Here is an 11,565-nt window from a genome sequence, read left to right on the forward strand (position 1 = left end):
GAAGGTTTCCATTTGTGAGTGAGACAACGCATGACGGAGCTGTCGCGGTGAGCGACCGTCCGTCCCCCGATGACGGGCTCTCCGCGGCCGACCTGGCCGCCAAGTACGGGCTCGCGGTGAGCGGCGCCCGGCCCGGACTCGTCGAGTACGTGCGTCAGCTGTGGGGGCGGCGGCACTTCATCCTCGCCTTCTCGCAGGCAAAACTCACCGCGCAGTACAGCCAGGCCAAGCTCGGCCAGCTGTGGCAGGTGGCGACGCCACTGCTGAACGCGGCCGTGTACTACTTCATCTTCGGCGTGATCCTCAAGGCCAGCCGGGGCATGTCGCACGACACCTACATCCCGTTCCTGGTGACCGGTGTGTTCGTCTTCACGTTCACGCAGAGCTCGATCATGGCGGGCGTCCGTGCGATCTCGGGCAACCTGGGGCTGGTGCGCGCGCTGCACTTCCCGCGCGCCTCGCTGCCCATCTCCTTCGCGCTCCAGCAGCTCCAGCAGCTGCTGTTCTCGATGATCGTGCTGTTCGTCGTGGTGCTCGGTTTCGGCAGCGCGCCGGGTCTGTCCTGGCTGCTGATCGTCCCGGTGCTGGTGCTGCAGTTCCTCTTCAACACCGGCCTCGCGCTGATCGTGGCGCGCATGGGCGCCAAGACGCCGGACCTCGCCCAGCTGATGCCGTTCATCCTGCGGACCTGGATGTACACATCGGGCGTCATGTTCTCCATCAGCAACGTGCTCGTCGGACGGCCCGAGTGGTTCATCCGCGCGCTCCAGGTGAACCCGGCCGCGATCTACATGGACCTGATGCGCTTCGCCCTCATCGACGGCTACGGCGCCTCGAACCTGCCGCCCCATGTGTGGGCCATCGCCACCTTCTGGGCCGTGGTCGTCGCCGCCGGCGGGTTCGTGTACTTCTGGAAGGCGGAAGAGAGGTACGGCCGTGGCTGAGCAGGCATCCTCCATCCCGACCGTGATCGCGGACGAGCTGCACATCGTCTACCGCGTGAACGGCGCCAAGACCGGCAAGGGCAGCGCCACCGCCGCCCTCAGCCGCATCATCAAGCGCGGCGAGGAGCGGGGCGTACGCAAGGTGCACGCCGTCAGGGGCGTCTCCTTCACGGCCTATCGCGGCGAGGCCATCGGCCTGATCGGCTCCAACGGCTCCGGCAAGTCCACGCTCCTGCGTGCCATCGCCGGTCTGTTGCCCGCCGAGAAGGGCAAGGTCTACACCGACGGCCAGCCCTCGCTGCTCGGCGTGAACGCGGCCCTGATGAACGACCTCACGGGCGAACGCAACGTCATATTGGGCGGGCTCGCGATGGGCATGTCCCGCGAGCAGATCAGGGAGCGCTACCAGGAGATCGTCGACTTCTCGGGCATCAACGAGAAGGGCGACTTCATCACCCTGCCGATGCGCACCTACTCCTCCGGCATGGCGGCGCGGCTGCGCTTCTCCATCGCGGCCGCCAAGGACCACGACGTCCTCATGATCGACGAGGCCCTCGCCACCGGAGACCGCTCCTTCCAGAAGCGCTCCGAGGAGCGGATCCGCGAGCTGCGCAAGAGCGCGGGCACGGTGTTTCTGGTCAGCCACAACAACAAGTCGATCCGCGACACCTGCGACCGCGTGCTCTGGCTGGAGCGCGGTGAGCTGCGGATGGACGGTCCGACCGAAGAGGTCCTCAAGGAGTACGAGAAGTTCACGGGCAAGTAGCTCGTAGTAGCCAGGGCCCCGCCGCAACGATTCGGCGGGGCCCTGCGTCTGCAAAGGAAACGCCAACTCCTGCTGGCCTTAGGAATCTTGACACCAATCGGTGTGTTGTTGTGATGTGCAGGACACCCCGACGAACCTTGCTGCGTTGTACAACGTAAGCTGTACCGGTGCTGAATCGCGGCAAGTGGGGCGATACTGCGCGACACCCGGCACCGGCGCGCCGCGCGGAGTCCCGGGCGGCGTGTCCGAAAAGGGCACCATTGGGTCGGCAGTGTAGAACGGGAGATGTGACGGCAATGGCTACGGAAACTCTCCAGCTCCGCGACGCGTGTGCCGTCCCCGCGCCGGGCGGCGAGCGGTGACCCAAGCCGGTACGGCGCGCACGGGTGAGACGGAGCGCGGAACGCTCGACAAGGCCGCGGGCGAGAACTTCCCCGTGGCACCCTTCTTCCTGCCCCAGGCCTGGCGCGACGATCTGATGGCCGTCTACGGCTTCGCGCGCCTCGTCGACGACATCGGTGACGGCGACCTCGCCCCGGGCGGCGCGGACGCCAGGTTGCTCGGCGTGTCGCCCGAAGAGGCCGAGGACCGTCTCGTCCTCCTGGACGCCTTCGAGGCTGACCTGCACCGCGTGTTCGATTCGACGCCGCACCACCCGCTGCTGCGCCGCCTGCAGCCCACGGTCCGCCGCGCGGACCTCACCCCCGAACCCTTCCTCGGGCTGATCGCGGCCAACCGTCAGGACCAGCTGATCAAGCGCTACGAGACCTATGGCGACCTCGTGGCCTACTGCGAGCTGTCCGCCAACCCCGTCGGCCGCCTGGTGCTGTCCGTCACCGGCACCTCCACGCCCGAGCGGATCCGCCGCTCGGACGCGGTGTGCACGGCGCTGCAGATCGTCGAGCACCTCCAAGACGTCGCCGAGGACCTCGGCCGCGACCGCATCTACCTGCCGGCCGAGGACATGAAGCGCTTCCATGTCCAGGAGGCGGATCTCGCCACGGCCACAGCGGGCGCATCGGTGCGCGCGCTGGTTGCCTACGAAACAGAACGCGCGCGCCACCTCCTGAATGAAGGCACCCCCCTCGTGGGTAGCGTCCACGGCAGGTTGAAGCTGCTGCTCGCGGGGTTCGTGGCAGGGGGAAGGGCGGCGATCCGCGCGATCGCCGCCGCCGAATACGACGTACTTCCCGGCCCGCCCAAGCCCGGCAAGCTCCAGTTGCTGCGCGAGGTGGGAGTGACTCTGCGAGGAGAGGGGTGATCCGGACCGTGGAGTCGGAACAACACGTGTCCGCACCGGTACTCGCCGCTTACAGCTACTGCGAGGCAGTGACCGGTCAGCAGGCTCGTAATTTCGCCTATGGCATCAGACTTCTGCCGACGCCCAAGCGTCGTGCGATGTCGGCGCTCTACGCGTTCTCACGGCGTGTCGACGACATCGGCGACGGCGCGCTGGCAACGGATGTGAAGGCGGCGCGGCTCGAGGACACCCGGGCTCTGCTCGCCCGGGTCCGCGAGGGCCGGGTCGACGAGGACGACACCGACCCGGTCGCGGTCGCGCTCAGCCACAGCGCCGCGTACTTCCCGGTGCCGCTGGGTGGCCTCGACGAACTCATCGACGGCGTCCTGATGGACGTACGCGGTGAGACGTACGAGACCTGGGACGACCTGAAGGTGTACTGCCGGTGCGTGGCCGGGGCGATCGGGCGGCTCTCGCTCGGCGTGTTCGGTACGGAACCGGGGGCGCGCGGCGCCGAGCGCGCGCCGGAGTATGCGGACACGCTCGGGCTCGCGCTCCAGCTCACCAACATCCTGCGGGACGTACGGGAGGACGCCGCCGGCGGGCGCACCTATCTGCCCGCCGACGACCTCGCGAAGTTCGGCTGCTCGGCCGGGTTCAACGGCCCGACCCCGCCCGAGGGCTCCGACTTCGCGGGCCTCGTCCACTTCGAAGTGCGACGGGCCCGCACCCTTTTCGCCGAGGGCTACCGGCTGCTGCCCATGCTCGACCGGCGCAGCGGCGCCTGCGTCGCGGCCATGGCCGGCATCTACCGCCGGCTTCTCGACCGCATCGAGCGGGAGCCGGAGGCCGTGCTGCGCGGCCGCGTCTCGCTGCCGGGGCGCGAGAAGGCGTACGTCGCCGTGCGCGGCCTCTCCGGTCTGGACGCCCGGCATGTCTCCCGGCGTACCGTCAGGAGGCGTACCTGATGGACAATATGGGCCAAGGTGATTCCATCGGCGAAAAGCGGCACGCAACCCTCCGGCGCCGGGTGGCGTCCCTGACTGCGATGGCCTGCCGTGCACCGTTCAATCACCGCGGCACGGCCGCTGGGGAGGGTGCACGATGAGCGAGGACACGCAGCCCACGGGGGCTTCGGGCCGCCCGGAAGGGGCCGGCGCCGTAGTGGTCGGCGGCGGGCTGGCCGGAATCACCGCCGCGCTCGCACTGGCCGACGCCGGGGTGCGTGTCACCCTGCTCGAAGGTCGGCCGCGGCTCGGCGGGCTCGCCTTCTCCTTCCAGCGCGGCGAACTCACCGTGGACAACGGACAGCATGTGTATCTGCGCTGCTGCACCGCCTACCGCTGGTTCCTCGACCGCATCGACGGGGCCTCGCTCGCGCCCCTGCAGGATCGTCTCGACGTGCCCGTTCTCGACGCCGAGGCGAAACCCGGGCGGCGGCTCGGCAGAATCGGCCGCAGCGCGCTGCCCGTACCTCTGCATCTCGCGCGCAGCCTGGCGACCTATCAGCATCTGTCGCTCGCCGAGCGCGCCAAGGTCGGCCGTGCCGCACTGGCGCTCAAAGCGCTCGATCTCGACGATCCGGCCCTCGACGACCAGAACTTCGGCCAATGGCTCGCCGCACACGGTCAGTCGGAGCGTGCCGTCGAGGCACTGTGGGACCTGGTGGGGGTCGCCACCCTCAACGCGGTGGCCGGCGACTCCTCGCTCGGGCTCGCCGCGATGGTGTTCAAGACCGGTCTGCTGTCCGACCCGGGCGCGGCCGACATCGGCTGGGCGCGCGTCCCGCTGGGCGAACTGCACGACACCCTGGCCCGCAAGGCGCTCGACTCCGCGGGCGTGCGTACCGAAGTCCGTACACGCGTCACCTCCATCTCCCCTAACGAGAACGGGCGTTGGAGCGTTCAGGTTCCCGGAGAGACGCTCGACGCCGACACCGTCGTCCTCGCCGTACCCCAGCGCGAGGCCCACGATCTGCTGCCCGAGGGAGCGCTCGACGCCCCCGAACGGCTGCTGGAGATCGGCACCGCGCCGATCCTCAACGTCCATGTCGTCTACGACCGGAAGGTGCTCGCGCGACCCTTCTTCGCCGCCCTCGGCTCCCCGGTGCAGTGGGTCTTCGACCGCACCGACGCGTCCGGACTGAGGGAAGGGCAGTACCTCGCCCTGTCGCAGTCGGCCGCCCAGGACGAGATCGACGAACCCGTCGCCGTGCTGCGCGAGCGCTATCTGCCGGAGCTGGAGCGGCTGCTGCCCGCCGCGCGCGGCGCGGAGGTGAAGGACTTCTTCGTGACCAGGGAGCGCACCGCGACGTTCGCCCCCACCCCAGGCGTCGGGCGGCTGCGGCCCGGCGCTCGCACCAGAGCCCCCGGCCTGTATCTGGCCGGCGCGTGGACCGCCACCGGGTGGCCCGCGACCATGGAGAGTGCGGTCCGCAGCGGCGCCGGTGCGGCGCGAACCGCACTGGGGGCCCTGGGCCGGCCCCGCGACCACCTCCTCGCGTTCGAGGAGGCGGCCTGATGCTCGACGAGCGCGCGGCAGACCCCCGCACCCCCGGTACCGCAACAAGAGGAGAGACTGTGCCCACTGTGCCCCCGGCCGACAAGGCTGCCGACGCGGTGGACGTGACCGCGCTCCTGGAGCGCGGCCGGACCCTGGCCACACCGGTGCTGAAGGCGGCCGTCGACCGCCTGGCGTCGCCCATGGACACCGTCGCCGCCTACCACTTCGGCTGGATCGACGCCCAGGGCAACCCCGCGGACGGCGACGGCGGCAAGGCCGTACGCCCCGCGCTGGCCGTGCTCTCCGCGCAGGCCGCCGGTGCCGCCCCCGAGGTCGGCGTGCCCGGCGCGGTCGCGGTCGAGCTGGTGCACAACTTCTCCCTGCTGCACGACGACCTGATGGACGGCGACGAACAGCGCCGCCACCGCGACACCGTCTGGAAGGTGCACGGCCCCGCCCAGGCGATCCTCGTCGGTGACGCCCTGTTCGCGCTGGCCAACGAGATCCTCCTCGAACTCGGCACCGTCGAGGCCGGCCGCGCCACCCGCCGGCTGACCAGCGCCACCCGCGCCCTCATCGACGGCCAGGCCCAGGACATCTCCTACGAGCACCGCGACCGCGTCAGCGTCGAGGAGTGCCTGGAGATGGAGGGCAACAAGACGGGCGCCCTGCTCGCCTGCGCCTGCTCCATCGGCGCGGTCCTCGGCGGCGCGGACGACCGCACCGCGGACACGCTGGAGAAGTACGGCTACCACCTCGGCCTGGCCTTCCAGGCCGTCGACGACCTCCTCGGCATCTGGGGCGACCCGGAGGCCACCGGCAAGCAGACCTGGAGCGATCTGCGCCAGCGCAAGAAGTCCCTGCCGGTCGTGGCGGCGCTCGCCGCGGGCGGGCCCGCCTCCGAGCGGCTCGGCGAACTGCTCGCCGAGGACGCCAAGGCCAGCGACTTCGAGAACTTCTCCGAGGAGGAGTTCGCCGTGCGCGCCGCGCTCATCGAGGAGGCGGGCGGCCGCGAGTGGACCGCCCAGGAGGCACGCCGCCAGCACACCATCGCCATCGAAGCCCTGGACGCCGTGGAGATGCCCGACCAGGTGCGGGCCCAGCTCGTGGCGCTCGCCGACTTCGTCGTCGTACGGAAGAGATGATCACTATCGGTCGAATAAACCTCGCGTAGTCGCCGGCCGGTGCCGCGGAGGACACACGCACCGGCCGACGGCGGACCCAGCAGAGTCGTACCACTGCACGAAGGGGAAGCCATGACAGCGACGACCGACGGAAGCACCGGGGCACTGCCGCCCCGCGCTGCCGCGGCCAGCGAAATCCACCCAGAGACGACTCCCGTGGCGGCCGGGACAGTCGAGACCCGAGACGTCGCCACGCACGCCATACAGCGCGCCACCGATTTCCTGCTCTCACGGCAGGACGCGGAGGGCTGGTGGAAGGGCGACCTCGAGACGAACGTCACGATGGACGCCGAGGACCTGCTCCTCCGCCAGTTCCTGGGAATCCGCGACGAGACGACCACACGCGCCGCCGGACTGTTCATCCGCGGCGAGCAGCGCGAGGACGGCACCTGGGCCACCTTCTACGGCGGCCCCGGCGAACTCTCCACCACCATCGAGGCGTACGTCGCCCTGCGGCTGGCCGGGGACGGCCCGGACGAGCCGCACATGGCGAGGGCGGCCGCCTGGATCCGCGAGCGGGGCGGCATCGCCTCGGCCCGCGTCTTCACCCGGATCTGGCTCGCCCTGTTCGGCTGGTGGAAGTGGGACGACCTGCCCGAACTCCCGCCGGAACTCATCTACTTCCCGAAGTGGATGCCGCTCAACATCTACGACTTCGGCTGCTGGGCGCGGCAGACGATCGTGCCGCTCACCGTCGTCTCCGCGAAGCGCCCGGTGCGGCCCGCGCCGTTCCCGCTCGACGAGCTGCACACCGACGCCGACAACCCCAACCCGGTCAAACCCCTCGCTCCCGTGGCGAGTTGGGACGGGGCCTTCCAGCGTCTCGACAAGGCCCTGCATCAGTACCGCAAGGTCGTCCCGCGCAGGCTGCGCCGGGCCGCGATGAACACGGCGGCGCGCTGGATCATCGAACGGCAGGAGAACGACGGCTGCTGGGGTGGCATCCAGCCACCCGCGGTGTACTCGGTCATCGCGCTGCACCTGCTCGGCTACGACCTCCAACACCCCGTGATGCGTGAGGGGTTGGCGTCGCTGGACCGGTTCGCCGTCTGGCGCGAGGACGGCGCCCGGATGATCGAGGCCTGTCAGTCGCCGGTCTGGGACACCTGCCTCGCCACCATCGCGCTCGCCGACGCGGGCCTGCCCGCCGACCATCCGCAGCTGGTCAAGGCCGCGGACTGGATGCTCGGCGAGGAGATCGTGCGGCCCGGGGACTGGGCGGTGAAGCGGCCCCACCTTCCGCCCGGGGGTTGGGCCTTCGAGTTCCACAACGACAACTACCCCGACATCGACGACACCGCCGAGGTCGCCCTCGCGCTGCGCCGCGTCCGCCACCACGACCCGGAGCGCGTCGAGCACGCCATCGGGCGCGGGGTGCGCTGGAACCTCGGTATGCAGTCCAAGGACGGCGGCTGGGGCGCCTTCGACGTCGACAACACCAGCGCCTTCCCCAACCGGCTCCCGTTCTGCGACTTCGGGGAGGTCATCGACCCACCGTCCGCCGACGTCACCGCCCATGTGGTGGAGATGCTCGCGGTCGAGGGGCTCTCGCACGACCCGCGCACCCGCCGGGGCATCGAGTGGCTGCTCGCCCACCAGGAGCCGGACGGCTCGTGGTTCGGGCGCTGGGGCGTCAACTACGTCTACGGAACGGGGTCGGTGCTCCCGGCGCTGGTGGCCGCCGGACTGCCCGCCTCGCATCCGGCGATCCGCCGGGCCGTCGCCTGGCTGGAAACCGTCCAGAACGACGACGGCGGCTGGGGCGAGGACCTGCGCTCCTACCACGAGGCCGCCGAGTGGAGCGGCCACGGCGCCTCGACGGCCTCCCAGACCGGCTGGGCGCTGCTCGCCCTGCTGGCCGCGGGGGAGCGGGACTCCAAGGCGGTGGAACGCGGGATCGCCTGGCTCGCGGAGACCCAGCTGGCGGACGGCTCCTGGGACGAGCCGTACTTCACTGGCACCGGGTTCCCGTGGGACTTCTCGATCAACTACCACCTCTACCGGCAGGTCTTCCCGCTCACCGCGCTCGGCCGCTATGTCCACGGTGAACCGAGCTTCGTCCACGGCGAGTCGTTCGCCGAGGTCAAGGGGGGTTGATGAGCACAAAGCCCGATCCGGCCCCGCTGCTGATCGCCTGCGCGCTCGGCATCGAGCACCTCGCCCTGCGCAGCGGCGACCGCACCGGGGCCGACGGGCCCGTCACCGTGCTGCGCACCGGCATGGGGCCCAAGGCCGCCGAACGTTCGCTCACCCGGATCCTGGCCGACCCGGCGCTGAGGGAGGCAGCCGTCCTGGCCACGGGCTTCTGCGCGGGGCTCGCCCCGGGCATGCACCCCGGTGACCTGGTGGTCGCCGAGGAGACCCGGGACCCACGCGGCAGCACTCCGTGCGTGGGCACCGAACTGCTCGTCAAGGAACTACTGCGTACCGTGCCCGGGCGCACCGTCCACACCGGGCCACTCACCGGCTCCGATCACGTCGTCCGAGGTCACGAGCGGTCCGATCTGCTCGCGACCGGCGCGATCGCGGTCGACATGGAATCCGCGGCCACGCTCCACAGCGCCGTGCGAGCGGGCGTGCGCCCGGTTGCGGCCGTACGGGTGGTCGTGGACGCTCCAGAACATGAACTCGTCCGAATCGGCACAGTACGCGGTGGAATATCAGCTTTCCGTGTTCTTCGTGCCGTCCTTCCCGCTTTCTTTGAATGGCACCGTTCTTTGTTGCTCCCCCGGAGGTGAGCCAGATGGCCATGCCGCTTCGGCAGTCCATGAAGGTCGCTGCGTACCTGTTTGAACAGAAGCTCAGGAAGCGGGACAAGTTCGCGCTGCTGGTGGAATTGGAACCCCTCTTCGCCTGCAACCTCAAATGTGAGGGCTGCGGCAAGATCCAGCACCCGGCGGGGGTGCTCAAGCAGCGCATGCCCGTTGCCCAAGCGGTGGGAGCGGTCCTCGAATCCGGCGCGCCGATGGTGTCCATCGCCGGCGGCGAACCGCTGATGCACCCGCAGATCGACGAGATCGTGCGGCAGTTGGTGGCCAAGAAGAAGTTCGTCTTCCTGTGCACGAACGCGCTGTTGATGCGCAAGAAGATGGACAAGTTCAAGCCCTCGCCGTATTTCGCCTGGGCCGTGCACATCGACGGGCTGCGCGAGCGGCACGACGAGTCGGTGGCCAAGGAGGGCACCTTCGACGAGGCGGTCGCGGCCATAAAGGAGGCCAAGCGGCGTGGCTTCCGGGTCACCACCAACTCGACCTTCTTCAACACCGACACCCCGCAGACCGTCATCGAGGTCCTCAACTTCCTCAATGACGACCTGAAGGTGGACGAGATGATGCTCTCGCCCGCCTACGCCTACGAGAAGGCGCCCGACCAGGAGCACTTCCTCGGCGTCCAGCAGACCCGGGAGCTGTTCAAGAAGGCCTTCTCGGGCGGCAACCGGCGCCGCTGGCGGCTCAACCAGAGCCCGCTCTTCCTGGACTTCCTGGAAGGCAAGGTCGACTTCCCGTGCACCGCGTGGGCGATCCCCAGCTACTCGCTCTTCGGCTGGCAGCGGCCCTGCTACCTGATGAGCGACGGGTACGTGCAGACGTACAAGCAGCTCCTGGAGGAAACCGACTGGGACTCCTACGGGCGAGGCAAGGACGAACGGTGCGCGAACTGCATGGCGCACTGCGGCTACGAGCCGACCGCCGTCCTCGCCACGATGGGCTCCCTCAAGGAGTCGATCCGGGCCGCCCGCGAGACCTTCACGGAAAGCCGCGGGTGACGACATGACCGCCGTTTCCTTGGGCCTCCCCGAGGTGCCGGTCCGACCGATCGCCGAACGCCGTGTGTCGCGGCGGATCCAGGTCGGAGCGGTGGCGGTCGGGGGCGGAGCACCCGTTTCGGTGCAGTCGATGACGACGACGCGTACGTCGGACATCGGTGCCACCCTGCAGCAGATCGCGGAGCTCACCGCGTCCGGCTGCCAGATCGTGCGCGTCGCCTGCCCCACGCAGGACGACGCGGACGCGCTCGCGACCATCGCCCGCAAGTCCCAGATCCCGGTGATCGCGGACATCCACTTCCAGCCCAAGTACGTGTTCGCGGCCATCGACGCGGGCTGTGCGGCGGTGCGGGTGAACCCGGGCAACATCAAGCAGTTCGACGACAAGGTCCGCGAGATCGCACGGGCCGCCGCGGACGCCGGGACGCCGATCCGGATCGGCGTCAACGCCGGGTCGCTCGACCGGCGGCTGCTGCAGAAGTACGGCAAGGCGACCCCCGAGGCGCTGGTCGAGTCGGCGCTGTGGGAGGCGTCTCTCTTCGAGGAGCACGGGTTCCGGGACATCAAGATCTCGGTGAAGCACAACGACCCGGTGGTGATGGTCAACGCGTACCGGCAGCTCGCCGCCCAGTGCGACTATCCGCTGCACCTCGGTGTGACGGAGGCCGGTCCGGCGTTCCAGGGCACGATCAAGTCCGCTGTCGCCTTCGGGGCGCTGCTCAGCGAGGGCATCGGGGACACCATCCGGGTCTCCCTGAGTGCCCCGCCCGCCGAGGAGGTCAAGGTCGGCCTCCAGATCCTGGAGTCGCTGAACCTGAAGCAGCGCCGCCTGGAGATCGTCTCGTGTCCGTCCTGCGGACGCGCCCAGGTCGACGTCTACAAGCTGGCCGACGAGGTAACGGCCGGTCTGGAGGGGATGGAGGTCCCGTTGCGCGTCGCGGTCATGGGCTGCGTCGTCAACGGCCCCGGCGAGGCGCGGGAGGCGGACCTGGGGGTCGCCTCCGGCAACGGCAAGGGGCAGATCTTCGTCAAGGGCGAGGTCATCAAGACCGTGCCCGAGTCGAAGATCGTCGAGACCCTCATCGAGGAAGCGATGAAGATCGCCGAGCAGATGGAGAAGGACGGCGTCGCCTCCGGCGAACCCGCCGTCACCGTGAGCTGAT

11 protein-coding genes are annotated in these 11,565 nt (G+C 69.7%); all 11 read left to right on the top strand.

All coding sequences use genetic code 11. The features are described from left to right. Positions 1–14: 14 nt before the first annotated feature. The 11 genes from OG798_RS44345 to ispG all read left to right on the top strand — a co-directional run bounded on the left by OG798_RS44345 (position 15) and on the right by ispG (position 11,564). Positions 15–944 (top strand): ABC transporter permease, encoded by a 930-nt coding sequence (locus OG798_RS44345; protein WP_267063609.1) that lies wholly within the window; start codon positions 15–17, stop codon positions 942–944. Beyond that, positions 937–1,710, top strand: coding sequence for an ABC transporter ATP-binding protein (locus OG798_RS44350; RefSeq protein ID WP_267063610.1), 774 nt, complete (start codon positions 937–939; stop codon positions 1,708–1,710). The genes OG798_RS44345 and OG798_RS44350 overlap by 8 nt, the downstream gene beginning before the upstream one ends. Before the next feature lie 358 nt (positions 1,711–2,068). After that, a complete protein-coding gene (hpnC, locus tag OG798_RS44355) occupies positions 2,069–2,971 on the top strand; it encodes a squalene synthase HpnC (protein WP_267063611.1) in 903 nt (300 codons plus the stop codon). Continuing rightward, complete coding sequence (gene hpnD / locus OG798_RS44360; RefSeq protein WP_183127031.1) at positions 2,968–3,918, top strand: presqualene diphosphate synthase HpnD; 951 nt, start codon at positions 2,968–2,970, stop codon at positions 3,916–3,918. Before hpnC ends, hpnD begins: the two co-directional genes overlap by 4 nt. An 8-nt stretch (positions 3,919–3,926) precedes the next feature. Then, positions 3,927–4,058 (top strand): DUF6380 family protein, encoded by a 132-nt coding sequence (locus tag OG798_RS56755; RefSeq protein ID WP_351526992.1) that lies wholly within the window; start codon positions 3,927–3,929, stop codon positions 4,056–4,058. Continuing rightward, positions 4,055–5,470 (top strand): hydroxysqualene dehydroxylase HpnE, encoded by a 1,416-nt coding sequence (gene hpnE, locus OG798_RS44365; RefSeq protein WP_267063612.1) that lies wholly within the window; start codon positions 4,055–4,057, stop codon positions 5,468–5,470. The genes OG798_RS56755 and hpnE overlap by 4 nt, the downstream gene beginning before the upstream one ends. After that, positions 5,470–6,597 (top strand): polyprenyl synthetase family protein, encoded by a 1,128-nt coding sequence (locus OG798_RS44370; RefSeq protein ID WP_079064752.1) that lies wholly within the window; start codon positions 5,470–5,472, stop codon positions 6,595–6,597. Before hpnE ends, OG798_RS44370 begins: the two co-directional genes overlap by 1 nt. A 111-nt stretch (positions 6,598–6,708) precedes the next feature. After that, positions 6,709–8,733, top strand: a complete 2,025-nt coding sequence (gene shc, locus OG798_RS44375; protein ID WP_328758910.1) for a squalene--hopene cyclase — start codon at positions 6,709–6,711, stop codon at positions 8,731–8,733. Continuing rightward, entirely contained in the window at positions 8,733–9,374 is a 642-nt protein-coding gene (locus OG798_RS44380; protein ID WP_095851339.1) for a phosphorylase family protein, read from the top strand. Before shc ends, OG798_RS44380 begins: the two co-directional genes overlap by 1 nt. A gap of 5 nt (positions 9,375–9,379) precedes the next feature. Further along, positions 9,380–10,402, top strand: coding sequence for an adenosyl-hopene transferase HpnH (hpnH, locus tag OG798_RS44385; RefSeq protein ID WP_095851338.1), 1,023 nt, complete (start codon positions 9,380–9,382; stop codon positions 10,400–10,402). Between the two features lie 4 nt (positions 10,403–10,406). After that, the gene (gene ispG / locus OG798_RS44390) at positions 10,407–11,564 is read left to right on the top strand and encodes a flavodoxin-dependent (E)-4-hydroxy-3-methylbut-2-enyl-diphosphate synthase (RefSeq protein ID WP_095851337.1); all 1,158 of its coding nucleotides are present in this window, start codon (positions 10,407–10,409) and stop codon (positions 11,562–11,564) included. The last annotated feature ends 1 nt before the right edge of the window (position 11,565 follow it).

Origin of the sequence: Streptomyces sp. NBC_00271 (assembly GCF_036178845.1) — a bacterium.
Lineage (GTDB): Bacteria > Actinomycetota > Actinomycetes > Streptomycetales > Streptomycetaceae > Streptomyces.

Bases quoted from the DNA above. Each gene is read 5' to 3' on its own strand.
- OG798_RS44370 (WP_079064752.1), top strand. From the start codon at position 5,470: ATGCTCGACGAGCGCGCGGCAGACCCCCGCACCCCCGGTACCGCAACA.
- OG798_RS56755 (WP_351526992.1), top strand. From the start codon at position 3,927: ATGGGCCAAGGTGATTCCATCGGCGAAAAGCGGCACGCAACCCTCCGG.
- ispG (WP_095851337.1), top strand. From the start codon at position 10,407: ATGACCGCCGTTTCCTTGGGCCTCCCCGAGGTGCCGGTCCGACCGATC.
- shc (WP_328758910.1), top strand. From the start codon at position 6,709: ATGACAGCGACGACCGACGGAAGCACCGGGGCACTGCCGCCCCGCGCT.
- OG798_RS44380 (WP_095851339.1), top strand. From the start codon at position 8,733: ATGAGCACAAAGCCCGATCCGGCCCCGCTGCTGATCGCCTGCGCGCTC.
- hpnE (WP_267063612.1), top strand. From the start codon at position 4,055: ATGAGCGAGGACACGCAGCCCACGGGGGCTTCGGGCCGCCCGGAAGGG.
- hpnH (WP_095851338.1), top strand. From the start codon at position 9,380: ATGGCCATGCCGCTTCGGCAGTCCATGAAGGTCGCTGCGTACCTGTTT.